This is a genomic window from Mycolicibacter sinensis (assembly GCF_001673565.1).
Classification (GTDB): domain Bacteria; phylum Actinomycetota; class Actinomycetes; order Mycobacteriales; family Mycobacteriaceae; genus Mycobacterium; species Mycobacterium sinense_C.
On the sequence record NZ_LZMF01000023.1, the window covers coordinates 1 to 23,346 of the forward strand.

28 protein-coding genes are annotated in these 23,346 nt (G+C 68.8%); 5 read left to right on the forward strand and 23 right to left on the reverse strand.

Translation table 11 applies throughout. The annotated features are described in order from the left end of the window. Together A5648_RS03995 and A5648_RS04000 are read right to left on the reverse strand one after the other, a co-directional pair. The coding region (locus A5648_RS03995) for a sulfatase-like hydrolase/transferase (RefSeq protein WP_342707236.1) at nucleotides 1-553 on the reverse strand (553 nt) is incomplete at its 3' end. Nucleotides 554-622: 69 nt separating this feature from the next. Next, nucleotides 623-1,537, reverse strand: coding sequence for a LysR family transcriptional regulator (locus A5648_RS04000; protein WP_065023305.1), 915 nt, complete (start codon nucleotides 1,535-1,537; stop codon nucleotides 623-625). A 451-nt stretch (nucleotides 1,538-1,988) separates the two neighbouring features. Here A5648_RS04000 and A5648_RS04005 point away from each other — a divergent pair, with 451 nt between their 5' ends. Next, on the forward strand, nucleotides 1,989-3,023 hold the full coding sequence (locus tag A5648_RS04005) for a hypothetical protein (RefSeq protein ID WP_131810516.1): 1,035 nt from the start codon (nucleotides 1,989-1,991) through the stop codon (nucleotides 3,021-3,023). A 158-nt stretch (nucleotides 3,024-3,181) separates the two neighbouring features. Beyond that, the gene (gene eccE, locus A5648_RS04010) at nucleotides 3,182-4,387 is read left to right on the forward strand and encodes a type VII secretion protein EccE (protein ID WP_065023307.1); all 1,206 of its coding nucleotides are present in this window, start codon (nucleotides 3,182-3,184) and stop codon (nucleotides 4,385-4,387) included. 6 nt (nucleotides 4,388-4,393) lie between these two features. On the opposite strand, the gene rpsQ is transcribed toward eccE, so the two are convergent. From rpsQ to rpsJ, 11 genes are read right to left on the reverse strand one after another with little or no spacing between them, the layout of a single operon-like run. Further along, on the reverse strand, nucleotides 4,394-4,699 hold the full coding sequence (gene rpsQ / locus A5648_RS04015) for a 30S ribosomal protein S17 (RefSeq protein ID WP_065023308.1): 306 nt from the start codon (nucleotides 4,697-4,699) through the stop codon (nucleotides 4,394-4,396). Further along, the gene (rpmC, locus tag A5648_RS04020) at nucleotides 4,699-4,941 is read right to left on the reverse strand and encodes a 50S ribosomal protein L29 (RefSeq protein ID WP_065023309.1); all 243 of its coding nucleotides are present in this window, start codon (nucleotides 4,939-4,941) and stop codon (nucleotides 4,699-4,701) included. Before rpmC ends, rpsQ begins: the two co-directional genes overlap by 1 nt. Beyond that, nucleotides 4,941-5,357, reverse strand: a complete 417-nt coding sequence (gene rplP, locus A5648_RS04025; RefSeq protein ID WP_013830258.1) for a 50S ribosomal protein L16 — start codon at nucleotides 5,355-5,357, stop codon at nucleotides 4,941-4,943. Before rplP ends, rpmC begins: the two co-directional genes overlap by 1 nt. 3 nt (nucleotides 5,358-5,360) lie before the next feature. Continuing rightward, nucleotides 5,361-6,209, reverse strand: a complete 849-nt coding sequence (gene rpsC, locus A5648_RS04030; protein ID WP_065023310.1) for a 30S ribosomal protein S3 — start codon at nucleotides 6,207-6,209, stop codon at nucleotides 5,361-5,363. After that, entirely contained in the window at nucleotides 6,209-6,805 is a 597-nt protein-coding gene (gene rplV / locus A5648_RS04035) for a 50S ribosomal protein L22 (protein ID WP_065023311.1), read from the reverse strand. Before rplV ends, rpsC begins: the two co-directional genes overlap by 1 nt. Then, complete coding sequence (gene rpsS, locus A5648_RS04040; protein WP_006245110.1) at nucleotides 6,802-7,083, reverse strand: 30S ribosomal protein S19; 282 nt, start codon at nucleotides 7,081-7,083, stop codon at nucleotides 6,802-6,804. Before rpsS ends, rplV begins: the two co-directional genes overlap by 4 nt. 17 nt (nucleotides 7,084-7,100) lie before the next feature. Further along, nucleotides 7,101-7,937 carry a 50S ribosomal protein L2 gene (rplB, locus tag A5648_RS04045; RefSeq protein ID WP_065023312.1) on the reverse strand — a complete coding sequence of 279 codons (837 nt, stop codon included), beginning with the start codon at nucleotides 7,935-7,937 and terminating at the stop codon, nucleotides 7,101-7,103. 27 nt (nucleotides 7,938-7,964) lie between these two features. Beyond that, nucleotides 7,965-8,267 (reverse strand): 50S ribosomal protein L23, encoded by a 303-nt coding sequence (gene rplW, locus A5648_RS04050; RefSeq protein ID WP_064855850.1) that lies wholly within the window; start codon nucleotides 8,265-8,267, stop codon nucleotides 7,965-7,967. Beyond that, a complete protein-coding gene (gene rplD, locus A5648_RS04055) occupies nucleotides 8,267-8,923 on the reverse strand; it encodes a 50S ribosomal protein L4 (RefSeq protein ID WP_065023313.1) in 657 nt (218 codons plus the stop codon). The genes rplW and rplD overlap by 1 nt, the downstream gene beginning before the upstream one ends. Further along, nucleotides 8,923-9,576, reverse strand: a complete 654-nt coding sequence (gene rplC / locus A5648_RS04060) for a 50S ribosomal protein L3 (protein WP_065023314.1) — start codon at nucleotides 9,574-9,576, stop codon at nucleotides 8,923-8,925. Before rplC ends, rplD begins: the two co-directional genes overlap by 1 nt. A 15-nt stretch (nucleotides 9,577-9,591) precedes the next feature. After that, entirely contained in the window at nucleotides 9,592-9,897 is a 306-nt protein-coding gene (gene rpsJ, locus A5648_RS04065; protein WP_003883485.1) for a 30S ribosomal protein S10, read from the reverse strand. Between the two features lie 406 nt (nucleotides 9,898-10,303). Between rpsJ and A5648_RS04070 the strand changes: the two genes are divergently transcribed. After that, a complete protein-coding gene (locus A5648_RS04070; protein ID WP_065023315.1) occupies nucleotides 10,304-10,780 on the forward strand; it encodes a hotdog fold domain-containing protein in 477 nt (158 codons plus the stop codon). A gap of 49 nt (nucleotides 10,781-10,829) precedes the next feature. On the opposite strand, the gene A5648_RS04075 is transcribed toward A5648_RS04070, so the two are convergent. Then, on the reverse strand, nucleotides 10,830-12,458 hold the full coding sequence (locus A5648_RS04075; protein WP_065023316.1) for a carboxylesterase/lipase family protein: 1,629 nt from the start codon (nucleotides 12,456-12,458) through the stop codon (nucleotides 10,830-10,832). 168 nt (nucleotides 12,459-12,626) lie between these two features. On the opposite strand from A5648_RS04075, the gene A5648_RS04080 reads away from it, so the two are divergent. After that, complete coding sequence (locus A5648_RS04080; RefSeq protein ID WP_065023317.1) at nucleotides 12,627-13,880, forward strand: cytochrome P450; 1,254 nt, start codon at nucleotides 12,627-12,629, stop codon at nucleotides 13,878-13,880. Here A5648_RS04080 and mftG read toward each other — a convergent pair. The 7 genes from mftG to mftA form a co-directional block, all read right to left on the reverse strand. Continuing rightward, nucleotides 13,862-15,307, reverse strand: a complete 1,446-nt coding sequence (gene mftG / locus A5648_RS04085; protein ID WP_065023318.1) for a mycofactocin dehydrogenase MftG — start codon at nucleotides 15,305-15,307, stop codon at nucleotides 13,862-13,864. The genes A5648_RS04080 and mftG overlap by 19 nt on opposite strands. Nucleotides 15,308-15,313: 6 nt before the next feature. After that, the gene (gene mftF / locus A5648_RS04090; protein ID WP_065023319.1) at nucleotides 15,314-16,729 is read right to left on the reverse strand and encodes a mycofactocin biosynthesis glycosyltransferase MftF; all 1,416 of its coding nucleotides are present in this window, start codon (nucleotides 16,727-16,729) and stop codon (nucleotides 15,314-15,316) included. Continuing rightward, a complete protein-coding gene (gene mftE, locus A5648_RS04095; protein WP_065023320.1) occupies nucleotides 16,726-17,460 on the reverse strand; it encodes a mycofactocin biosynthesis peptidyl-dipeptidase MftE in 735 nt (244 codons plus the stop codon). The genes mftF and mftE overlap by 4 nt, the downstream gene beginning before the upstream one ends. 199 nt (nucleotides 17,461-17,659) lie before the next feature. Next, nucleotides 17,660-18,850 carry a pre-mycofactocin synthase MftD gene (gene mftD / locus A5648_RS04100; protein WP_065023321.1) on the reverse strand — a complete coding sequence of 397 codons (1,191 nt, stop codon included), beginning with the start codon at nucleotides 18,848-18,850 and terminating at the stop codon, nucleotides 17,660-17,662. A 3-nt stretch (nucleotides 18,851-18,853) separates the two neighbouring features. Continuing rightward, entirely contained in the window at nucleotides 18,854-20,041 is a 1,188-nt protein-coding gene (mftC, locus tag A5648_RS04105) for a mycofactocin radical SAM maturase (RefSeq protein WP_065023322.1), read from the reverse strand. Next, the gene (gene mftB / locus A5648_RS04110; protein ID WP_082966316.1) at nucleotides 20,038-20,355 is read right to left on the reverse strand and encodes a mycofactocin biosynthesis chaperone MftB; all 318 of its coding nucleotides are present in this window, start codon (nucleotides 20,353-20,355) and stop codon (nucleotides 20,038-20,040) included. Before mftB ends, mftC begins: the two co-directional genes overlap by 4 nt. A 2-nt stretch (nucleotides 20,356-20,357) precedes the next feature. Next, nucleotides 20,358-20,456 (reverse strand): mycofactocin precursor MftA, encoded by a 99-nt coding sequence (mftA, locus tag A5648_RS04115; protein WP_064855838.1) that lies wholly within the window; start codon nucleotides 20,454-20,456, stop codon nucleotides 20,358-20,360. A gap of 110 nt (nucleotides 20,457-20,566) precedes the next feature. Here mftA and mftR point away from each other — a divergent pair, with 110 nt between their 5' ends. Continuing rightward, nucleotides 20,567-21,166 (forward strand): mycofactocin system transcriptional regulator, encoded by a 600-nt coding sequence (gene mftR, locus A5648_RS04120; RefSeq protein WP_065023324.1) that lies wholly within the window; start codon nucleotides 20,567-20,569, stop codon nucleotides 21,164-21,166. Nucleotides 21,167-21,196: 30 nt separating this feature from the next. On the opposite strand, the gene A5648_RS04125 is transcribed toward mftR, so the two are convergent. Both A5648_RS04125 and A5648_RS04130 read right to left on the reverse strand, forming a co-directional pair. After that, nucleotides 21,197-22,252, reverse strand: a complete 1,056-nt coding sequence (locus A5648_RS04125) for a TIGR03857 family LLM class F420-dependent oxidoreductase (RefSeq protein ID WP_065023325.1) — start codon at nucleotides 22,250-22,252, stop codon at nucleotides 21,197-21,199. Next, a complete protein-coding gene (locus A5648_RS04130) occupies nucleotides 22,249-23,346 on the reverse strand; it encodes an alpha/beta fold hydrolase (RefSeq protein ID WP_065023326.1) in 1,098 nt (365 codons plus the stop codon). The genes A5648_RS04125 and A5648_RS04130 overlap by 4 nt, the downstream gene beginning before the upstream one ends.

The window sequence follows — 23,346 nt, forward strand, 5'->3', positions numbered from 1 at the left end:
CGGCATGGCCACCATCGAAGAGTTCACCGACGGCTTCCCCAACTGCAGCGGACGTATCCCGTTCGAAACCGCGCTGCTCAGTGAGGTTCTCGCCGAGCGGGGCTGGAACACCTTCTGTGTCGGCAAATGGCATCTGACGCCATTGGAGGAGTCCAACATGGCCGCCACCAGGCGGCACTGGCCTACGCAGCGCGGTTTCGAACGGGATACGTCCGCTGCAGTTGGGGAAGCCGTCGGTGAACTCTTCGATGGTGGCCATGCCGACGCTGGTGGCGTTGCGCCCGGTGAGCAGGGCCGCCCGGGTCGGGGAACACAGCGCGGTGGTGTGGAATTGAGACAGCCGGATGCCGCGCTGAGCGATCCTGTTCATCGCCGGCATCTCGACCAGTCCGCCGAAGCAGTCCCAGGTGGCGATACCGGTGTCGTCCCACACCAGGTAGAGCACGTTGGGGGCACCGTCGGGAGCGGTCGGCGCCGCGAACGGCCCCCAGTCGGGTTCGGAATCCCGGATATCGAGATTGATCTTGCCTGTGAAACTGGTCGAACTCGCCATCGCTCACTCCGCTGTCGGCCCCCGGATCGGGTGCGAGACTACCGCGTCCGTCGACGGCGCCGGGGTCTTTCAGACCGCGGGTTGCTGCCACTGCCCGGTTGCCGGGTTCTCCGGCGCGCCGGCCGAGAGCAGCTCACCGAGGAATGCCGCGGCCGCCGGTGAGGGTGCACGCTCGCTGGGGGTGATAAGCGCCAGCTCACGGGGGATCCCGGGATCGGTCGCCACCCCGACGATGTGCTCTGACTTCGCCACCAGCGCCGGCGGAAGGAAGGCGATGCCCAGGCCGGCGGCGACCAGATCGACCAGATCTCCCGGCGTGTTGGTCTCGGCGCAGATGCTCCGTTGGAAGCCGAGGTCGGCACAGATGCTGTCGATGTGCAGGCGGGTTCGCAGGTCCGCCCGGCGCTCGACGAATTCGCGCTGCTGCAGATCGCTCAGCGCGACGGTCTCGTTGCGGGCGAGCGGGTCATCGCGGCGTACCGCCAACACCAGAAACTCGGTACCGAGCGAGAGTTCCTTCACCCGATTCGCGTCATAGGGGCGGCTGACGAAGGCGAGATCCAAGCTCCCGTCGGCGGTCGCGTTCACCAGCGCGTCGATGGCGTCCTGCCGCAACGTGATCTCGATGCGCGGGAAGCTTCGGTGATAACGCGCCAGCAGGGCGGGCAGGTCGATGGTCCCCAGTCCCTGGATCACCCCAACCGTCAGCTTTCCGGACAACAGCCCCCGGACGGCGTCGACGGCGGCTCGCGCACGTTCTGCTGCGGCCAGGGCATTCTGGGCGTCCGGCAGCAACGCCTGCCCCGCGGTGGTGAGGTCGACACGACGATTGTTGCGGACCAGCAGCGCGGTGCCGAGTTCGGACTCCAGACCGCTGATCGAGGCGGACAAAGTGGACTGCACCACGTGCACTTTCGCCGCCGCCCGGGTGAAGTGCAGTTCTTCGGCCACCGCGACGAAATGTTTCAGCTGGCGTAGTTCCATAGCGATCAGTGTGCAGCTCAGACGTGAATGGTCAAACCGAAAATTCCATTCCGGCAATACGATTGCTTTGACTCGGCTGAGACGAAACTTGGTCAAACGCTGATCTTAGCCACAAGGTAACTGCCCCAAGGACTTACATCGTGGCCTTTACGTGCGTCGATCGACGGAAGCGATTCTCTACATTGAGATTAACTGTTGAAATATCCGCCCACAGGGGTGGTGGCGGCAGCGTCGACCCGTTAGCGTCTGACGAGGACGCCGAGAGGATTGAGTCAATGTCCCGGGCGTCCGGACATACGTTGTTGCCCAACGCTATTGACGCGCCGTGTCGGCATCGCGGTGCGCGATGCCCGTAGCGGCGGGCGCTTTGACGATGTTCAACTACGCCCGGGCGAGTTCAAAGGTGAGCTCATTGGCCGGGAACAGCGAAGAACGGAAGGAACGCACCGAAATGAATCGTCGGATCATATTGTCGGTCGGTGGTGCCACCGCAGGTCTACTCGCGACCACATTCGTGCCCACGGGAGTCGCTTTCGCCGACAATGGTGTCGACACCGTGGGCAATGTCGGCAGCACCGCCCTGACGAGCGGACTGGGAAGCAACCTGAGCGGTGATGCCCTGCTGGGCAACGTCGGCGCCCTCGGCCTGGACGTCAACGCCCCGAGCCCCACTGCCTCGCTAGGCGACACCGGCGCCGTCACCCCTGATACCAGCACGACGCCCGATACCAGCACCACCCCTGACACCAGCACGCCGGGCTCGTCGCCGCTGGGCGACACGGGCGGCATCGCACCGATCGTCGGCACACCGGATGCCACGCCCGGCACGCCGGCCGGCAGCGACGGCTTCACCATCGGCCAGGACACCTTTACCCCGGTCCAGGCCGACGGATCGGAGGGCTTCACCCCGCTCAGTCCGTTGTTCGGCGCGCCGCCGTTCTTCCAGGTCGGCGAGGGCGATCAGACTTTCGACGTCAGCAGCGGGACCGGGTCCGGTGCCACCGACCTGGGCAGCGTGACCGCCAGCGAGAACGTCACGAATCTCTTTGGCGGCATCCACAACACGGAGTTCACCATCACCGACGTGGATCCGGCCTCCGGAGCGACGGAGTCTGACCTGCCCGCGGTGGGAACGGTGTACGACGTGATGAACTTTGGGAACGGGTTCGAGAACATCTACACCGCCATCCCGGGGGCGGACGGTGCCGCCAGCACCATCACCGACACGCTGTCGACTCCGTTCGGTGACTTCAACATTCCGACCGACTTCGACGCGGCCGCACTGCTCGATCCGGGTGACGCGTTCAGCGGCCTATCCACGCTGGGCGCCGATGCTGCCGGCGGCGCAGCCGACGCCGCCGGAACCGCAGCCGACGCGGCCGCCGGAAGCGCAGCCGACGCCGCAGGAACCGCCGCTGACGCCGCCTCCGGAGGCGCCGCGGACATCGCCGGCAGCATCGACCCTTCGGACTTCCTCGGCATTTGATGCTCTTCAGACCCCGGGCCGTCGTCGACGGCCCGGCCCAACATCCCAGGTCTCCCGATTAGGAGGCCTGGGATGTTTGGCGTGCAACCAAACCGGGAAGCCCGGTCACCGCATCAACCACCACAAACTCCCCGGGGGACCATGAGGCAGGCGCAAGGATGAAGGCACAGCATAGTTTTGGGCTGAATCTGTCCTGGCTGCGGGTGACAACGGTATTTCTCATCGACATCGCGATCTTGCGGATTGCCGGCCATTGGCCCGATCAGCTCGGGTCGGCGGCCCGCGCCTGGTGGCCGGGCGTCGGAGTCGCCGCCGTGGTGACGATGGCCGCGTTGATCACCCACCGCCGGGTCCCGCTGACGGCAATCGTGCTGGCGCGGGTGTTGGATCGATTCGCCAATCCGGCGCCGTTCCTCACCGAAGGCTGTACGCCCGGTTTCGATCACCAGCGCCGCTATGGTCCGGATGTCGTCGGCGTGCGCGAATACCGGGGCCAGTTGGTCACAGTGATCGCCGTCCAGCCGCCCGGGCCGGAGCCCGCCGCCCGCCGCGGGCGCGCCCCCCAGCCGCCGACCGCACTGCCGGCCGGCATCGTCGCCGCCGCGCTGCGGCAGTTCGACGTGCGACTCGACGGGATCGACATCGTCTCGGTGCGAACATGCGACGCTGCAGCCGACGGCGACCCCGCCGATGACGCGCACAGCCCGGTTGACTGTGGGCCTCGAGACACCTGGTTGATCCTTCGGATGGACCCGATGCACAACGCCGATGCGGTGGCCGTGCGCGATTCGGTGGCCGCAACCCTGGCGGCAGCCACCGAGCGGCTCGCCCACGAGCTGCAGGAGCGGCACCTGGTCGCGCGCGTGCTCCCGGCCGAAGAGTTCGCCGACGTCGATGCCGCGGTGCTGGCCGGTCTCCAGCCGACCCGGATCCGGCGGCGGGGTCGCCGGCTCAAGCAGAAAGAGCGCAAGGGCCCCAAGCAGTTTGCGGCCACGTTCTGGATGTCGCCGCGCGACATCTGCACGGCGAACCTGGAACAGCTCTGGCTCCCTGCGGCCGAGACCACGGCGGTCACCGTCCGGCTGACCGCACGCAACCACCACACCGACGTTTCGGTGTTGGTGCGCTACCACAGCGCGCAGCGACTGCGTAGGAACATCACGGCCGGCTTGAACCGCCTCAACGGACGGCAATTGACCGCGCTGCGCACCAGCCTGCCGACGCCGATGCGGCGCACCCTGGCGGTGCCCGCCCAGCAGTTGAACGAACTGGAGACCTTGCAGGTGCCGCTCGGCCCGCCCGCGCAGCAACCGCCGGCAGGGCCCGCGCAGCAACCGCCGGCGCGGGTCAGGCTGCCGGCGTAGCCGGCGTTACTTCGCCTTCTCGAGGATCTCCACCAGGCGCCAGCGCTTCGTCGCCGAGAGCGGCCGGGTCTCCATCAGCGACACGCGGTCGCCGATACCGGCCGTGTTGTTCTCGTCGTGCGCCTTGACCTTCTTGGTGGTCCGGATGATCTTGCCGTAGAGCGGGTGCCTCGCCCGGTCCTCCAGCTCGACGACGATGGTCTTCTCCATCTTGTCGCTGACCACGTAGCCGATCTGGGTCTTGCGGCGGCCCCGCGGCTTCTCCGTGCGCGGAGTGTGCTTGGGCCCCTTGGTCTTTGCAGCCTCTGCCATTACGATGCCTCGCCTTCAGAACCATCGGGACCGGACGCCAGGCCCAGTTCCCGTTCGCGCAACACGGTGTAGATGCGCGCAATCTGGTGGCGCACCGTGCGGAGCCGACGGTTGTTGCTGAGCTGCCCGGTCGCCATCTGGAAACGCAGGTTGAACAGCTCCTCTTTGGACTCGCGTAGCCGCTCGACGAGCTCGTCGGCGTTCAGCTCGCGCAGTTCGCCAGCGGAAACTCCCACTGCCATCAGAACTGCTCCTCTCGGGTGACAATGCGCGCCTTGATCGGCAGCTTGTGGATCGCCCGGGTCAGTGCGGCGCGGGCGATGGCCTCGTTGGGGTAGCTGAGCTCGAACAGCACCCGGCCCGGCTTGACGTTGGCGACCCACCACTCCGGCGAACCCTTACCCGAACCCATCCGGGTCTCGGCGGGCTTCTTGGTCAGCGGACGGTCCGGGAAGATGTTGATCCACACCTTGCCGCCACGCTTGATGTGCCGGTTGATGGCGATACGCGCCGACTCGATCTGCCGGTTGGTGACGTAGGCGTGCTCCAGGGCCTGGATGCCGTAGTCACCGAACGTCACTGCGGTGCCGCCGCTGGCGAGGCCGCGTTGCTTCGGGTGGTGCTGCTTGCGGTGCTTGACCTTGCGGGGAATCAACATGATTTAGCTCTCCGTGCTCTGCGTCGCTTGTGCCTCCGGGGTCGCTGCACCCTCGGTAACCGGTTCCGCAGCAGCGGTGGTCTCGGTGCTCTCAGCGGCCCGACCGGCGTCGGTGCTGGTCGCGGTGGTACCCGAGGCGCCGCTGCGACGCGGGCGGGTGCCCGACGGCCGCTCCCGGCGGGGACGGTCGGCCGACGGTGCGGCGGCAGCCAGCTCGCGCTTGCCACCGACGATGTCGCCCTTGTAGATCCAGACCTTCACGCCGATCCGGCCGAAGGTGGTCTTGGCCTCGTACAGCCCGTAGTCGATGTCGGCGCGCAGCGTGTGCAGCGGCACCCGGCCCTCGCGGTAGAACTCCGAGCGGCTCATCTCGGCGCCACCGAGACGGCCCGAGCACTGCACCCGGATGCCCTTGACGTTGGGCTGACGCATGGCCGACTGGATCGCCTTGCGCATCGCGCGACGGAACGCCACACGGTTGCTCAGCTGCTCGGCGACGCCCTGGGCCACCAGCTGCGCCTGCGACTCGGGGTTCTTGACCTCGAGGATGTTCAGCTGCACCTGCTTGCCGGTCAGCTTCTCCAGGTCGGCACGGATCCGGTCGGCCTCGGTGCCGCGACGGCCGATGACGATGCCGGGCCGGGCGGTGTGGATGTCGACGCGAACCCGGTCACGGGTGCGCTCGATCTCGACGTCGGCGATGCCGGCGCGCTCCAGCCCGCTCGACAGCAGCCGGCGGATCGCCACGTCTTCCTTGACGTAGTCCGCGTACTGCTTGTCGGCGTACCACCGCGACTTCCAGTCGGTGGTGATCCCGAGCCGGAAGCCGTGCGGGTTGATCTTCTGGCCCATTACTCCGAGCCCTCCTTCGCGTCGGACGTCTCAGGCGCCTTCTTGGTTGCCGCCTTCTTGGCGGGCGCCTTCTTGGCCGCCGCTTTTTCGGTTGCCTTCTCGGTCGCCTTGGCCGCCGGCGCCTTCTTGGCCGGAGCCTTCTCGGTCGCCTTCGCACCCGCCTTCTCGGAGGCGGCCTTGCTGGCCTGCGCACGACGCGCCCGGGTGGCACCGGCAGACTGCGCCGAACCGCCGCCCTTCACCGGCCGGCTCTCCACCACCACGGTGATGTGGCTGGTGCGCCGGCGGATCCGGTAGGCGCGCCCCTGCGCGCGCGGCTTGATCCGCTTGGCGGTCGGGCCCTCGTCGGCGTAGACGGTGGCCACCACCAGGGTGGACGGGTCCAGGCCGTTGTTGTTCTCGGCGTTGGCCGCCGCGCTGGCGATGACCTTGGCCACCGGCAGGCTGGCCTGCTGCGGCGCCCAGCGCAGGATGTCCAGCGCTTCGGTCACGGACTTGCCGCGCACCAGGTCGATCACCCGGCGCGCCTTGCTGGCCGACACCCGCACGAAGCGGGCCTTGGCGACAGCAGACGGGAATTCAGTCGTTACGCTCACCGGCGCTTAGCCTTCCGGTCGTCCTTGATGTGTCCCTTGAAGGTGCGCGTCGGGGCGAATTCGCCGAGCTTGTGCCCGACCATCGACTCGGTGACGAATACCGGGACGTGCTTGCGGCCGTCGTGGACGGCGAACGTGTGCCCGATGAAATCCGGGATGATCGTCGACCGACGCGACCAGGTCTTGATGACCTGCTTGGTGTTCTTCTCGTTCTGAACGTCGACCTTCTTGAGCAGATGGTCGTCGACGAACGGACCCTTCTTGAGGCTGCGTGGCATCGCTTTCTCTCCGCTTCCTAGCGCTTCTTGCCGGTGCGCCGGCGTCGGACGATGAGCTTGTCGCTGGGCTTGTTCGGCCGGCGGGTGCGACCCTCCGGCTTACCCCACGGGCTGACCGGGTGCCGGCCGCCGGAGGTCTTGCCCTCACCACCACCGTGCGGGTGGTCCACCGGGTTCATCACCACACCACGGACGGAGGGGCGCTTGCCCTTCCACCGCATCCGGCCGGCCTTACCCCAGTTGATGTTGGCCTGCTCGGCGTTGCCCACCTCGCCGACGGTGGCGCGGCAGCGCACGTCGACCCGGCGGATCTCACCGGAGGGCATCCGCAACGAGGCGTAGCTGCCTTCCTTACCCAGCAGCTGGATGCTGGAGCCGGCCGAACGGGCCAGCTTGGCGCCGCCGCCCGGCCGCAGCTCGACGGCGTGCACCAGCGTGCCCGCCGGGATGTTGCGCAACGGCAGGTTGTTACCGGGCTTGATGTCGGCGTTGGCGCCCGACTCCACCACGTCGCCCTGCGAAAGACCCTGCGGGGCGATGATGTAGCGCTTCTCGCCGTCCAGGTAGTGCAGCAGCGCGATGCGCGCGGTGCGGTTCGGGTCGTACTCGATGTGGGCGACCTTGGCGTTGACGCCGTCCTTGTCGTGGCGACGGAAGTCGATCACCCGGTAGGCGCGCTTGTGGCCACCGCCCTTGTGCCGGGTGGTGATCCGGCCGTGGGCGTTACGCCCGCCGCGGCCGTGCAGCGGCCGAACCAGCGACTTCTCCGGGTGAGAGCGGGTGAGCTCGGCGAAATCGGAGACGCTGGCACCGCGACGACCGGGGGTCGTCGGCTTGTACTTGCGGATTCCCATGTCAGTTAGGTCTCTCTCTCACTCCGGTCAGGCCGGTGCGGCGAACAGGTCGATCGGCTTGCTGCCGGGCGCCAGGGTCACGATGGCGCGCTTGGTGTCCTTGCGCTTGCCGTAGCCGGCCCGGGACCGCTTGCGCTTACCCGGCCGATTCGCGGTGTTCACCGATGCGACCTTGACGGCGAAGATCTTCTCGATCGCGATCTTGATCTGCGTCTTGTTCGAGTCGGGGTGCACCACGAACGTGTACACGTTGTCCTCGATCAGCCCGTAGGACTTCTCGGAGATGACCGGCGCGAGGATGATGTCGCGGGGGTCGGTGATGGTCGCCATCAGGCCGAAACCTCCTCGGTTTTGGCGGTGTGTGCCTCGATGTAGGCGTTCAGGGCCTCGACGCTGAACACCACGTCGTCGGCACGCAGCACATCGTGGGTGTTGAGCTGGTCCGGCGAGAGGATGTGCACCCCCGGCAGGTTGCGCACGCTCTTGGCACCCGTCTCGTCGGCCCGGCCGATGACCACCAGCACCTGCTTGCGGTCGGTGATCGAACCCAGGAACGCCTTGGCGCTCTTGGTCGACGGGGTCTGTCCGCTCACCAGCTCGGTGATCGCGTGGATCCGGCCGTTGCGCGCCCGGTCCGACAGTGCGCCGCGCAGCGCGGCGGCGATCATCTTCTTCGGGGTGCGCTGGCTGTAGTCGCGCGGCTTCGGGCCGTGCACCACGCCACCACCGGTGAACTGCGGCGCCCGGGTCGAACCCTGACGGGCGCGACCGGTTCCCTTCTGCCGGTAAGGCTTACGGCCACCGCCGCGGACCTCGCCGCGGGTCTTGGTGGAGTGCGTGCCCTGCCGGGCCGCGGCCAACTGAGCGATGACCACCTGGTGCATCAGCGCAATGTTGGCGGGAGCGTCGAACAGCTCGGCGGGCAGCTCGACAGAGCCGCTCTTCTTGCCGTCCGGTGTCTTGACGTCAATTGTGATGCCGGCCATTACTTCTCACCCTTTTTGATCGCGCTGCGGACCAGAACCAGCCCGCCGTTGCGTCCCGGAATGGCGCCCTTGATCAACAGCACGCCGTTCTCGGCGTCCACCTTGTGCACCACCAGGTTCTGGGTGGTGACGCGGTCGTTGCCCATCCGGCCTGACATCCGGGTGCCCTTGAACACCCGGCCCGGGGTCGAGCAGCCGCCGATTGAACCCGGCCGGCGGTGCACTGCCTGCGCGCCGTGACCGGCGCCCTGGCCGCGGAAGCCGTGCCGCTTCATGGTGCCGGCGTAGCCCTTGCCCTTGGAGGTGCCGGTCACGTCGACGTAGGCGCCGTCGGCGAAGATCTCGGCGGTCAGCTCCTGGCCGACCTCGTACTCGGCGGCAGCGGCCTCGTCGTCAAGGCGCAGCTCGGTCAGGTGCCGGCGCGGATTGACCCCGGCGGCCGCGTACTGACCGGTCAGCGGCTTGTTGACCTTGCGAGGGCTGATCTCGCCGTAAGCGAGCTGCACGGCGGAGTAGCCGTCGCGCTCGGGGGTGCGGATGCGGGTCACCACGTTGGGCCCGGCCTTGACGACCGTGACCGGCACGACCTTGTTGTTCTCGTCGAACACCTGCGTCATGCCCAGTTTGGTACCCAAAATACCTTTGCGTGCCATGGTTTTTCGGTGCTCCTACTGGATGTTGACGTCGACGCTGGCCGGCAGATCGATGCGCATCAGGGCGTCAACGGTCTTCGGCGTGGGATCGAGGATGTCGATCAGCCTTTTGTGGGTGCGCATCTCGAAGTGCTCCCGCGAGTCCTTGTACTTGTGCGGGGACCGGATGACGCAATACACGTTCTTCTCGGTCGGCAGCGGCACCGGGCCCACCACGCTGGCACCGGTGCGAGTGACCGTTTCGACGATTTTGCGCGCCGAGGCGTCAATGGCCTCATGGTCGTAGGCCTTGAGCCTGATGCGGATCTTTTGTCCCGCCACGCTTCTACTACCTCACTCCTGCAAAGGGGTTCGTCTTTCGAACCCGTGTGCCCCGCGCGTCTTTGTCAATGCCAGGCCCGCTTAGGGCCCGTATCGACATTGCGCTGGGCGCTGCCGCCGCTGTTTACCTGTCCTGGTCCACCGGTCCCCGCGGTCGGGCGTGTCGCCCGCACACGGCCTCGTTCACGGTGAAAAAACCCCGTACTGCGAGAGTGGGACCGGACGCGCCCGGGTGGACGCTGGTCGTATGCCCAGCCAGGGGCAACCCCGGCGCAGGCGAACCTGAACAGTATGCCCCAGATCGGGTCAGCGGCCAAATCCCCGGTCGTCTCACCGCCCACCCCCCGGGCCGGTCGCCGCGAAGCCGGTCTCCAGGCGATCTTACTTGCCGGTAAGATAGCTCGGCGTGACCGGAACTACCAGTACTTATCAGGCATGGCGGCGTCTGGCGGGGATCCCGGGCGGCACCCGGCTGTTCTCCGCCGCGACCATGGCGCGGGTCCCTTACTTCGCGTCGGTGCTGCCGCACGTGGTCCGGATGGAGCCCGGGCTGGCCGAGGTGCTGGTGCCCAAGTGGCCGTTCGTCTACAACCACCTGCACACGGTGCACGCGATCGCCTCCTGCAACGCTGCCGAGGTCGCGATGGGGATGTTGATGGAGGCCACCGTCCCGCGCAGCCACCGCTGGATCCCCAAGGCGATGAACGTGGCCTACCTGGCCAAGGCGACGACGTCGCTGCGGGCCACCGCCCGCCTGGATGCGCCGCCGGACTTCGCCGCGATCACCGAAGGTGCCGAGGTGGTCGTGCCGGTCAGCATCACCGATAAGACGGGCGCCGAGGTCGTGCACGCCGACATCACCACCTGGGTCACGCCGGCCTAGTCTCTTTCCCGCTCGAACGTGAAGCCAGTGTCACGTTCGGCGAACGGGTCTAACGAATAGTCGCCCAGAACTCACACTGGTGCTCGGCGCCATAGTCGGTGATCAACCGGCTGCCATCGGGCCGCAGCGACATCCACCGCCGGTCGGACCCGCTCGCGATCTCGGGCCAGTCGGGCTGGCCGACACCGATCGGTGCGCCGCTGACCACGAAACCGGTCCAGTACTCGATCATCTGGTCCGACAGCCGGCGCTGCGCGGGGTTCAAGGGCGGCGCGCCGCCGATGTCGAACAGGTAGCGCAGCTCCAGCGAGTGGGTGGCGCCGATTGCAAACGGCAGGTTGTCGAACAACTCGGGCGCCGGGGCGTGCGGGTCGTCGAACTCGTAGCCGTACACCGGCGCGCCGCCGGCCAGCCCGTGGGCCATCCGGTCGGCCAGGCAGGCGAAGATGTCGTCGGTCGCCGCCGCCGCATAGGCCAGGGAGATGCTGTCGCCGAAGCGTGCCGGCGGGTAGTGGTCGGCCACGGCGGCGCCTTCGCCGGAGCCGAAGGTGTCCTTCAGCTCGTCGAGGTACTCCGCGGCGGCGATCTCCCGGCCCACCCGCAGGTAGCGCAGCGCGACGAACATGGTGAACTCGTCGCGGTTGACGCCCAATAGCACCGGCACCCGGGCCGCCTGGCCATCGCGGAACACCCGCACCGGGTCCTCCGGCAGCAGCGGGGTTCCCACCGCCGGGCCGCTGAGCTGGTCCGTGCCGAATCGGGCGTACCACAGCGGTCTGGTCAGCCGGTCGGCCGGCAGACCGCGCAGACAGGAAGCGACCTGCTCGTCCGGCTTGCCCCGGTCGGCGCAGCCCAGGGCTTCGGCGTAGTCGCGGCTGACCCGCCGGGCTTCGGGGACCTCGACCTGCGCCTGGCACGGCCCGCTCTGGATGATCGCGGCCCGGAACAGACCGGCCGACTCCGGTGCGACCAGGTGATCGCAGACCGACATGCCCCCGGCCGATTCTCCGGCGATGGTCACCTTGGCCGGGTCGCCGCCGAACGCGCCGATGTTGTCGCGCACCCAGCGCAGCGCCGCCTGCTGATCGGCCAGCCCGTAGTTACCGGCCTCCCCCAGTGCGGGGTCGGCCAGGAATCCCAAGGCGCCCAGTCGGTAGTTGATGGTGACGACGACGATCCGGCCGCGTACCGACAGCCGCTGTGCGTGGTAGATGTCGCCGGCGCCCCGCATGAAACTGCCGCCGTGGATCCAGACCATGACCGGCAACGGCTCGGCGGCCGAACCGGTCGGCGTCCACACGTTGAGCGACAGGCAGTCCTCGCTGATCGGGTCCACCTCGGCCGCGTCCGGCTGAATGCACCACGGGCCGCGTTTGACGGCGTCGCGCACGCCCTGCCACGCCGGCATCGGCGCCGGTGGCTGCCAGCGCAGCGGCCCGACCGGCGCCGCGGCGTACGGGACGCCTTGGAACAGGCGATGATCCGGCGCGACCGTCCCCCGCAGCAGCCCGGCGGCGGTACGCACCACGTCGGCGTTGAGCGCAACCGCACGCGGCCCGATGCCCGATTGGGTCGCGGCGCCGTCGGAGCGCGCGCACCCGCCGGCCAGCACCACGAGCAGCGCCAGGGCGATCGCGCCGGCCCGCAGGCCGCGACGGCGACGAGATCCGGTCGACATGACCGATGAGCCTAATCCGGCGGTTAGCAAGGATCGACGGAGGAGAGGCGAAGCTGGACCGCCGAATCAAACCCGGCCGATCGTCGCAAAGCGGCGCCACGACGGGCCAATATCGCCGACACTGGAGTAAAGCTGACACGTGTCAAGAAAATGGGCTAAGGAGCCGCCGTGAGTGCACCGATCATCGACCAGGCCGCCCGGGTGTTCGCCGACCCCAGTGCCTACACCGACGAACCGCGTCTGCACGCGGCCCTGACCCACCTGCGGGCCAACGCGCCGGTGTCGTTGGTGGACGTTCGGCCCTACCGGCCGTTCTGGGCGATCACCCGGCACGCCGACATCATGGACATCGAGCGCGACAACCTGCTGTGGGTCAACGAGCCGCGTCCGGTGCTGGCCCCCGCCGACGCCGACGATCTGCAGCGCTCGCTGCTGGAGTCCGGGATGGGGCTGCGCACCCTGATCCACATGGACGACCCGCACCACCACAAGATGCGCGCGATCGTCTCGGACTGGTTCCGGCCCAAGGCGATGCGCGCGATGAAGGCCCGCATCGACGAGCTCGCCAAACGCTACGTCGACGAGATGCTGCGGATCGGCCCGGAGTGCGACTTCGTGCAGGACATCGCGCTGAATTACCCGCTGTACGTGATCATGTCGCTGTTGGGCCTGCCGGAATCGGACTTTCCGCGGATGCTGCGACTGACCCAGGAACTGTTCGGTGGCGACGACGACGAGTACCGGCGCGGCATCACCCCGGAAGAACAGCTGCCGGTGCTGCTGGACTTCTTCGCCTACTTCAACGCCCTTACCGCAGACCGGCGCGCCCACCCCACCGAAGACCTCGCCTCGACCATCGCCAACGCCCGCATCGACGGCGAGCCGCTGTCGGACCTCGACACCGTCTCCTACTACGTCATCATCGCCACCGCCGGTCACGACACCACCAGCGCGGCGATCGGCGGCGGGTTGCAAGCGCTCATCGAGCACCCCGACCAACGCGAACGACTGCGCGCCGACCCTTCGCTGATGCCCACCGCGGTCGAGGAGATCATCCGGTGGGTGACTCCGGTCAAGGAGTTCATGCGCACCGCCACCGCCGACACCCAGGTGCGCGGGGTGCCGATCGCCAAAGGTGAATCGGTCTATCTGTCTTACGTTTCGGCCAACCGTGACGAGGAGGTCTTCGACGACCCGTTCCGCTTCGACGTCGGCCGCGACCCGAACAAGCACCTGTCGTTCGGCTACGGCGTGCATTTCTGCGTGGCCTCCGCGCTGGCCCGAATGGAGATCGACAGCTTCTTCCGCGAACTTCTCCCCCGGCTGGATGCCATCGAGATGGCCGGTGAGCCGCAACTGATTTCGACGACGTTCGTCGGCGGCGTCAAGCACCTGCCGGTGCGCTACCGGCTGCACCCCTGACCACGTACGAACTCCACCGCCCGGTGCGCCAGCATCGCGATCGTCGCGTGTGGGCCGCGGCTCGGGACCCGGGGCAGCGCCGAGCCGTCGATCACCCATAGCCCCTCGATGCCGCGCACCCGGCACTGGTTATCGAGCACCGCCGTGTCGTCGTCGTACGAGCCCATCGGCGCACTGCTGCAAAAGTGTTGGGACGTCGACCAGCGCGGTTCAGCGGCGCCGGGCCGCATGCCCCGCAGCTGGGCGACCAGGTCGACGCCGCGGCGCAGTGCGGCCACGTCGTCGGGTTCGGTGTCGTAGCGGTGCTCGATACGCGGAGGCACCCGCGGGTCGTCCGACACCAGCGTCAGCCGGCCACGTGCCCGCGGTGTCATCAGCGCCACTCCGATCTCGGGTGGCCGAGCCGGCCAGCCGTCGTCGATCATCGCGGCAAATCCCGCTGTGTAGGGCCGGATTTCGAGATCGTCGTCGCACAGCACGGCCTCCAGCGGGGGGCGGTCGGGCGTCCCCGGCCAGTCGGCCGCGACCAGCCATTCCGGATGGTCTGCGCAGTGCCGGCCGACCGGGAGCGCTGCCCGTACCGCGACGCCCGCCTGGCGCAGCATCGCCTCCTCTCCGATCCCGGACAGCATCAGCAGATGCGCCGACTCGATCGCCCCGGCACACAACACGATTCGGTTTGCTGTCAGCCGAATCGGCCCGGCCGGTCCGATCGCGTGCACCGCTCGGGCTCGGTCCCGCTCGATCTCCACCCGGACGGCCTGGGTTTCGGTGAGCACCGCCAGATTCGGCCGGTCGAGCGCGGGCAGCAGATACGCCGCGCCCGGCCCGTTGCGCACGCCGTCGACGATGTTGAGTGGCACGGCACCCACGCCGGGCGACGACGTCATCGTCGCGTCGTTCAGGTCGGAGATCCACCCGAAGCCGCGCCGCTGCACGGATTCGACAAATGCCTTTGTGCCATCGCACATCTCGGTCGTGCGCTGGACCGGTATCGGTCCGCGGCCACCGTGCTGGTCACCGCTGAAGTCGAGGTCCGTTTCGATCGCCCGGAACGATGTCAGCACCTCGGGCCACGACCAGCCGGGCGGCCAAGTGTCGAAGTCGGCGGGCATCCCCCGGCAGAAATAGCCGCCGTTGACGGCTCCGGAGCCACCGAGGGTCGAGCCGCGCATGATCGCCGCCGGCCGGGGGTCCCGGGCGGTCAGCGCCGCCTCATAGCGGCGCACCAGTCGGCTGCCGGGACCGATCGGCAAGCGCCTACCGTTCGCCGCCTGCATCGCCAGGTCCGGATCGACTAGCCCGACCCCGGCTTCCAGCACCGTCACGATGCAGGACGGATCCGACGACAGCCGTTCCGCCACAATCGCTCCCGCGCTGCCCGCCCCCACCACCAGGGCATCGCTGTGTACCACCGGAGCCGTCAAAGCGGCCTAACTACGGATCTGCGGCTTGAGTGCGGCAAGGTTGCGCTCGCGCAGCACCCCACCCCACAGACCCGCCCCGTAGGCCAGGTCGTCGACCCGTTTGAGCAGCAGGTAGGCGGGCAGTCCGAGCGGCCGGGAGTCGTCGCCATCGCTGCGCGCATGCCGCAGCCAGTCCACTATTCCGTCGCTGATTGCCGCTATCAGCACCACCCGGCGGCAGCGCTGCGACACGCACGCGGCAAGCAGTGCGATCGGCCAGTAGTGCCGGCACAGCGCTGAGGCGATCTGCAGTCCGGCAGCCGCCAGACCGCGCAGGGTCACCGCGATCACGTCGGCGGGTGCGGTGTCCGGCCCGCGCATGGACCGGGCGACCCGGTGGCCGGTCAGCGCGGTGATCGCCAAGGACGCGAGATGGCCCAGCGCCGAGCCGAGCGCCATCAGCGCCCAGCCCGCCAGCGCCCAGCCGGAGATCACCATCGGCGCGGCCTTGTCCGGGTGCCGGGCCGACAGCGGTGCGGCTGACCCGCCGTAAAACGCTTTGCGCGCCACCCAATCCCGCAGTGCGATCCGGTGATCGTGGGCGACCAGCGCGATCGGTTCGTAACGCAACCGGTTACCGGCGTCGACCAGCCGCCAGCACAGGTCGACGTCCTCACCGGAGCGCAGCGCCTCGTCGAACCCGCCCAGGTCGCGCAGTGCCGAACAACGGCAGATGATCGCCGCGCTCGGGACGTAGGCGACCTTGCCGTAGGGGACCACGGGTGCCTCGCACCCACCGAGGTCCAGCGATGAACGGATGGCCTCGTACCGCGCGACCAGGTGGTCGTGAGCGACCATACCGACGATGCGGGGGGCGACCAGCGCAACGGTGGGATCGCAGAAGTGGCCCAGCAGCGCTTCGAGCCAACCCCGGCGCGGCACCACGTCGGAGTCCAGGAATGCGACGAAGTCCGTGGTGCACGCGCCCAGCCCGGTGTTGCGCGCGGCCGCCGGTCCCCTGCTCTCCGGATGGCGCAGTACCTCGATATCGCAGCAGTGCGCCGCGGTCAGATCCTCGGGGCGGACCGGGACTTGCGACCCGTCGTCCACCACTACGACGCGCAGTCCCCGTAGTGAGGCGATCAACCGATTGAGCCCGACGACGTTGTCCCGCACTGGAATAACGACGGTCACATCGCGATGCGACGGTCCACCGGCGGGACGGGGGTGAGCGACCGTGGCATCGAGCAGGGTGCGGGCCAGCTGGGCGCTGACGGCGTCGCGTACTTCCAGGCGCCCGTCGGACAGCATGCCCTGGGCCGCCGGCGCCAGCCGCAGCAACCGGGTGGGTGACCCGCCCAGCAGCGTCGACCCGCTGCCCAGCACCCGAACCTTGCGGTCGACCTGTACGGCGAAACCGTCAGGCAGGCGAGACGGGGTCATCGCAGCATTCCGTCCGGCCCGGGTGCCCAGGCCTCGACCGCCGCGGCGCTGTTGTCGACCATCTCGGCGAACAGCCGGCGCCCCTCGTCGGCGGTGGCGGTGGTCGGGTCGCCGAGCACACCAACCGCGCTCACTGCGGCGACGCCACCGCGGCGCATCGCCGGCAGCAGCTGCGCCAGGGGCGCGCTGTTACCCGGCTGCGCCCGGTTAAATCGGACCTCGTCGGGCGAAAGATAAAGCAGCAGAGAAGTTTCCGCGTGCCCGGCATGGGCATCGGCCTCCGCGGCGGCGCACGGCAGCCAGGCGACATCACGCGCCTCGGAGCGCAGCCGGCGCACCGCCTCGGCCAGCGCTTGCATGTTGCCGCCGTGGCCGTTGACGAACACCACCCGCTGCGCCCAGCAGCAGGCCGATCGGCCGTACTCCAGCAGCACCCGGCTCAACGCGTCGGTCCCGATCGAGATCGTCCCGGCGAAGCTCTGGTGCTCACCGCTGGCGCCGTATGCCACCGCCGGCGCCACCGGCCAGGCGTGCCCCGTCGGGGACCCGGCCAGCCGCTCCGAGAGCGCTCGGGCGAGCGCCTGCGCGATCCGGGTGTCGGTGTCCAACGGCAAGTGCGGCCCGTGCTGTTCCGTCGACCCGACCGGTACCAGCAGCGTCACCGATTGCCCCGGCAGCTGGCTGTGGACCTGGCTCGAAGTAGAGCTGCCGAGGTCGCCGCGAACCGCCATCGGACGATGGTAAGCGAATTCATCTGCCGTACACCAGTTGTTGGCGACGACAGCAGAGAAATTTCCGGCCGCCGGATCCCCCGGTGCGTCCTGGGTCATCACGTGTGTCCCGTCCGCCACGGGCGTATCACGGGCGGACCCGCGGGTTCGCGGATGGACGCGGCCTGACCGGGCTAGCGGCGGGCCGCCGCCGTTTGCCCTAGCCTCCGTCGGAGGGCACGCCGAGCGCGCGGGTGAAGCCGGCCGGAATCAGCACGTCCTCAGCCGACAGGTCGTGCACCGAGGCCCGCCCGAGGCCCATCAGTGCCGAGTCGACGCCGCTGCGGAGGATGTCGAGGACGTTCTCCACCCCGGGCTGCCCGGCCGCGGCCAGACCCCACAGATAGGCGCGGCCGATCATCACCGCCCGGGCGCCCAGCGCCAGCGCCTTGACCACGTCGCTGCCCCGCCGGATGCCGCCGTCGAGCAGCACCTCGACCTGGTCGCCGACCGCCTCGGCGACGGCCGGCAGGGCCCGGATCGCCGCGGGCGTACCGTCCAGGTTGTTGCCGCCGTGGTTCGACACGGAGATCGCCGAAACCCCGGCGTCGACAGCCTTTTTCGCGTCGTCGACGCGCATCACTCCCTTGAGCATGAACGGCCCGCCCCAGAGTTCCCGCAGCCAGGCGATGTCCTCCCAGGTCGGCGGGGGGGTTCCCATCCACTCGCCGTAGGCCTGGAAGAACGGCGGTCCCGGTTCACCGCGCCGGCCCTGGTTGGGCACCCGCAGGCTCGGCGGGCGCATGGTCTTGGCCCACTGCAGGAACCACCGCGGTCGGGTCAGCGCCTCCGGCATCATCTTGACCATGGTCTTGAGGTCCATTTTCTCGGGGATCTTGGGGCTGCCCCAGTCCCGGCCGTGCGAGAACGACCAGTCGGTGGTGGCGATGAGGCCGACCGCACCGGCGGCTCGAGCGCGCTCGACGCGTTCGGCTATCGCGTCGCGCCCCCCCAGCCAGTAGATCTGGAAGAACGTCTTGGGGTTGGCCGCGATGACTTCTTCCATCGGCTTGCTGGCGAACGACGACAGTCCCATCGCGGTGCCGCGCGCGGCGGCCGCCCGCGCGACAGCCACCTCGCCGTCCGGGTCGACGGCTTGCACGCCCGTGGGCGAGATCATCACCGGAAATGAAATCTCCTGGCCCATAACGGTGGTCGTCAGATCACGCTTCTCGCACGCACCGACCACGTGCGGTGCGAAACCCAGCTCGCTGAACGACTCGACGTTGTCCGAGACGGTGACGCCTTTCTCGCTGGCCGAGATCAGCGACGAGTACGCGGACTTAGGGAGGCGCTTGCGCGCCCGCTCCTGAGCGATCGCGACGGTTTCGAACCAGATATCACGGGCCATGGGTCAGATGGGGCTTTCATCGCAGAGCCGCTTAGGCGGCTTCGGGGGGGCGATCAGGGTCAACGACCGCGGCGCGCTGCTGCGCTTTCCGCGGGAGTGGTCGCTGCTCGGGCGCGGCTTCTGCCGCTCGCCGGCCAGCGCCTCCTCGCCGAACCCGCGGACGCATTCCGGGTCGGGCCCGTCCATCGGCAGGCCGGTGAAGAACTTGGCCGCCATGCAGCCGCCCCGGCAGGTGTCATACAGGGGACAGCTGGCGCAGGCGCCGCCCGCCTTGGGGCTGCGCAGGTCGTTGAACAGCTTGGAATGCTTCCAGACCTGATCGAATCCGCCGTCGGCCAACACGTTTCCGGCCAGGAACTCGTCGTGGATGGCGAACGGGCAGGCGTAGACGTCGCCGATCGGGTCGATCAGGCAGACCACCCGGCCGGCCCCGCACATGTTCAGCCCGGCCAGCGCGCCGGACTGGCCCAGCGGCGCCAGGTGGAAGAACGAGTCTCCGGTCAGCACGCCCTCGCCCTTGGCGACCAGCCAGTTGTACAGCTGCTTCTGTTGGTCGGCGGTGGGGTGCAGGTCGTCCCAGACGTCGACCCCCCGGCCGGACGGACGCAGCCGGGTGATCCGCAGCGTGGCCCCATATCGCGCTGCCAGCTCGGCGAAGTCGTCGAGCTGGTCGATGTTGTGGCGGGTCGCCACGACCGAGATCTTGGCGTCGGTGAAACCGGCCGCGGACAGGTTCTCCAGGGCACGGATCGCCATGTCGAACGAGCCTTTGCCGCGGATCGGGTCGTTGACCTCGGCGGTGGCTCCGTCGAGGGAGATCTGGACGTCGACGTAGTCGCTGGCCGCCAGCTTGGCCGCCACCTCCGGGGTGATCCGCAGCCCGTTGGTGGAGAACTTCACCCCGACGTGGTGGGCGGTGGCGTAGTCCACCAACTCCCAGAAGTCGTCTCGCACAGTGGGTTCGCCGCCACCGATGTTGACGTAGAACACCTGCATGCGTTCCAGCTCGTCGATGATGTCCTTGCACGCCCTCGTGGACAGCTCACGCGGGTCCCGCCGGCCCGACGCGGACAGGCAGTGCACACAGGCCAGGTTGCAGGCGTAGGTGAGCTCCCAGGTCAAGCAGATCGGGGCCTCCAGGCCGTGCTCGAAGTGCTCGACCAGGCTCGGGGCTGCGGCGGGTGCGGTCACGGTGTCTCCTTGGGGTCCGCGGCGATCAGGATGTCGGACGCCGCTAGGACGCCCAGGGCACGCAGGTAGGCCGGCTCGGCGGCGTCGTCGATCCCCGCGGCACGGCAGGCCGACCTGGCGTCGGGGTGCTCGGCCAGCGAGTTGACCAGCGTGACCATGGTGAGGTTCTTCAGGAACGACAGCTTGCGCGTCCCGAAGTGATACAGCAGCGCGCCGAAGTTCTCCGGCCGCACCGCGACCTGCGGATGCAGACGCCAGCCCACGTCCGGGTTGAAGCTTTCGGTGACGCGCGCCGCCCCGGCGGCGACGGACACGGTCAGTAGACCCCGCACATCCCGTCGATGGACACTTCTTCGACCAGGTTCTCGACGACGAGCTCGGTCTGGGTGCTGGCTTCGGTCTGCTGGTTGTCCATCGGTCCGGGCCTTTCTTCGCGGGTGGGTCGACAGCGCGCTGTCAGATCGGTCACAATCCCGGTAAGGATATGGCATCGAGTGCCGATATGGAAGATGGGTCGGGAGAAAAGTGGCCGGGACCGGATCGCACGTGCAGGCGAAGGTAGGCCGTCGCCGCTCGACCACGCGGGAGGACATCGCCGACGTGGCCATCGATCTGTTCGCCACTCGCGGGTTCGCCGACGTCAGCGTCGATGACGTCGCACACGCCGCCGGCATCGCGCGCCGCACGCTGTTTCGGTACTACGCCTCCAAGAACGCCATCCCCTGGGGCGACTTCGACGCACACCTGCGGCAGCTGCGCGAGCTGCTGGACGGCATCGATCCCGACGCACCGCTCGGGGACGCCCTGCGCGGGGCGCTGTTGGCGTTCAACACCTTCGACGAGGGCGAGACGGCCCGGCATCGCCGGCGAATGCGAGTAATCCTGCAAACCGACGAACTGCAGGCCTACTCGATGACGATGTACGCGGGCTGGCGCGGCGTCATCGCCGAATTCGTGGCGCGCCGGGTCGAGGCGGCCGCGACCGACCTGCGACCGCAGACGGTGGCGTGGACGATGCTCGGCGTTGCGCTGAGCGCCTACGAACACTGGCTGGGCGACGCATCGCTGGCGCTGCCCCAGGCCCTCGGTGACGCGTTCGACACCATCCGCGGCGGCCTGGACTGACCCGGTTCCCGCGCGAACGTGAAGCCGACTTCACGCTCGGCGGTCGATGATGTCGCGGTAGGCGCTGACCACCGGCTCCAATTCGTCGGGAGTGGCGCCGTGCATGATCACCGCGTCGGCGCCGTAGCCGAACTCGGCCCGGATGCGCTCCGCGCAGCGGCGAGCCGGCCCGGTCGCCGACGGCTCCAGCCATTCGTCGGGGATCAACGTCGCGATGTGCTCGATCTGAGCGGCGGTGGCCTTGTGATCGATACCGCCGGGGATCGAGGTCACCACCGGGTCCTCCCGGAAGCGTTGCAGCACAGCGGGATCCCAGTCGTTGGTGCGCACCAGCAGATCGCCGTAACCCTGCAGGTAGGTGGCCAGCCGGCCGACGGTCTTCTTCATCCGCAGCTCCTCGGGCAGGTGATCGCCGACGGTCGCGAAACACGACCACACCCGGACCGTGTCCGGGTCACGGCCGGCCCGCTCGGCGGCCTGCTTGACCGTTGTCACGCTGCGCTGCAAGGTCTCCGGAGTGAAATAGGTGTGCAGAATGACGTCGTCGAAGAGCCGGCCGCCCAGCGCCAGCGTGTCGGGGCCGAACGCCACCAATGCCAGCCGGACGTCTTCGTCGAAGTCGGGATCCAAGAACAGCACCTGGTAGCGCCCGATCGGCCCGTCGTGGTTGAGGATCACCTCACCGCGCCACAGCCGGCGCATCACCTGCGCGAAGTCCTCCAGCTGCGCGGTGGTGACCGCCGGGATGCCGAACGCGGCGTACATGGCGGCCACGCCGCGACCGAGCCCGAGGGTGAACCGCCCGCCGGACAACCGGTGCAGGGTGGTCGCCCACGACCCGGTGATCAACGGGTGGCGGGTGTTGTGATTGGTGGCGGCGGTCGCGATCTGCATCCGGCGGGTGACCGCGCAGGCCGCACCGGCCAGCGATGAGGCTTCCTTGACGTTCCACCGCTCGGAGAGGAACGCGGTGCCGAACCCGAGCTCCTCGCCACGGCGGGCCTCGTCGATCAGCGTGGCCGGGCCCTCGCCGCCGGCGCCGGCCAGCAGGTAGTAGCCGAGCTCGTCGAGCACGCGTTGCGTCACCTGATCGCCTCCTGAAGAAATCGCTCCGTCTGCACCTGCACCCGCCGCGAGAGGAGGTGCCCGGCGTGGCCGCCGTCGTGCCAGAACAGCTGCCCGCCCCACCGATGATGCAGGGCCACCGCAGGTTCCGGGTAGGCCATCCGGTCGTGTCGCGCCGCCACGATCAGCCGGCGCTCCGCGGGCGGCGTCGGGTCGGTCTGCAGCAGGTCGACCACCGACATCAATGCGGCGGCGACCTCGGAGTGCAACGCGTCGGACACCGACACCCCGGCCGGGCCCCACCGCCACAGGTGGTGGGCGATCATCGAGTTGAGCCCGGCGATCGGGGTATATACCGCGACGGCGTCGACGTCGGTCTCCAGGTGCGACACCAGCGCGGCGACCGGGCTACCCAACGAGACACCGGCCACCGTCACCGCGGTCGCCTGCGGCGCCACCCAGCGCACCACCGCACGGACTTCGGAGATCGCGCGCATCATGCCGGCGATATTGGCCAGCGGATCGTGTCCGGGGTAGGGCGGCCAGGCGCGGCGGCGCACTCCGTGGCCGGGCTGCACCGGCAGCGCGATGTTGAAACCCAGGCGGTGCAGTCGCGCCACCCGCGCCACCAGCAGGTCCGGCCAGCTGCCCTGACCGGCCCCGTGCACCCAGACCAGCCAGGGCCGCGGAGCACCGTGGTGCCGGCACACCTGTACGGCGGCGGTCGCCGGGCCGGCGAACTCGGCCAACGACGGCGGCAATTGGGGATCGTGCCGGAAGCTCAACTGCTCGACGGTGAGCCCCGCCAGCCGGCGCCGGCGAACTGCGGCCACCTGCAACGGGTTCGGCGCGGCGTGGGCGGCCTCGATACTCAAGCCGGACAGCTCCTCGGCGGCCGACGCACACTCCGACATCGGCCGGGCCAGCACCGGGGCGGGAGCAAACAGCGTCATACCGGTCAGCGTCAGCTCGTCGAGCAACACCTCGCCCAGCTGACGCATCCCGCGGGGCGAGGCCAGCGCCCAGTCCGGTGAAACGCTCAGCGCCTGAACCGACCGGGGCAGCACCCCGCCGAGTCCCCTGATGATCTGCGGTACGCGTTGCGCCGATCCCAT

Excerpts from the sequence above, each read along its gene's own strand:
- A5648_RS04000 (WP_065023305.1), bottom strand. The coding sequence starts at position 1,537 with ATGGAACTACGCCAGCTGAAACATTTCGTCGCGGTGGCCGAAGAACTG.
- A5648_RS04005 (WP_131810516.1), top strand. The coding sequence starts at position 1,989 with ATGAATCGTCGGATCATATTGTCGGTCGGTGGTGCCACCGCAGGTCTA.
- eccE (WP_065023307.1), top strand. The coding sequence starts at position 3,182 with ATGAAGGCACAGCATAGTTTTGGGCTGAATCTGTCCTGGCTGCGGGTG.
- rpsQ (WP_065023308.1), bottom strand. The coding sequence starts at position 4,699 with ATGGCAGAGGCTGCAAAGACCAAGGGGCCCAAGCACACTCCGCGCACG.
- rpmC (WP_065023309.1), bottom strand. The coding sequence starts at position 4,941 with ATGGCAGTGGGAGTTTCCGCTGGCGAACTGCGCGAGCTGAACGCCGAC.
- rplP (WP_013830258.1), bottom strand. The coding sequence starts at position 5,357 with ATGTTGATTCCCCGCAAGGTCAAGCACCGCAAGCAGCACCACCCGAAG.
- rpsC (WP_065023310.1), bottom strand. The coding sequence starts at position 6,209 with ATGGGCCAGAAGATCAACCCGCACGGCTTCCGGCTCGGGATCACCACC.
- rpsS (WP_006245110.1), bottom strand. The coding sequence starts at position 7,083 with ATGCCACGCAGCCTCAAGAAGGGTCCGTTCGTCGACGACCATCTGCTC.
- rplB (WP_065023312.1), bottom strand. The coding sequence starts at position 7,937 with ATGGGAATCCGCAAGTACAAGCCGACGACCCCCGGTCGTCGCGGTGCC.
- rplW (WP_064855850.1), bottom strand. The coding sequence starts at position 8,267 with ATGGCGACCATCACCGACCCCCGCGACATCATCCTCGCGCCGGTCATC.
- rplD (WP_065023313.1), bottom strand. The coding sequence starts at position 8,923 with ATGGCCGGCATCACAATTGACGTCAAGACACCGGACGGCAAGAAGAGC.
- rplC (WP_065023314.1), bottom strand. The coding sequence starts at position 9,576 with ATGGCACGCAAAGGTATTTTGGGTACCAAACTGGGCATGACGCAGGTG.
- A5648_RS04075 (WP_065023316.1), bottom strand. The coding sequence starts at position 12,458 with ATGTCGACCGGATCTCGTCGCCGTCGCGGCCTGCGGGCCGGCGCGATC.
- mftF (WP_065023319.1), bottom strand. The coding sequence starts at position 16,729 with ATGACCCCGTCTCGCCTGCCTGACGGTTTCGCCGTACAGGTCGACCGC.
- mftE (WP_065023320.1), bottom strand. The coding sequence starts at position 17,460 with ATGGCGGTTCGCGGCGACCTCGGCAGCTCTACTTCGAGCCAGGTCCAC.
- mftD (WP_065023321.1), bottom strand. The coding sequence starts at position 18,850 with ATGGCCCGTGATATCTGGTTCGAAACCGTCGCGATCGCTCAGGAGCGG.
- mftA (WP_064855838.1), bottom strand. The coding sequence starts at position 20,456 with ATGGACAACCAGCAGACCGAAGCCAGCACCCAGACCGAGCTCGTCGTC.
- A5648_RS04130 (WP_065023326.1), bottom strand. The coding sequence starts at position 23,346 with ATGGGATCGGCGCAACGCGTACCGCAGATCATCAGGGGACTCGGCGGG.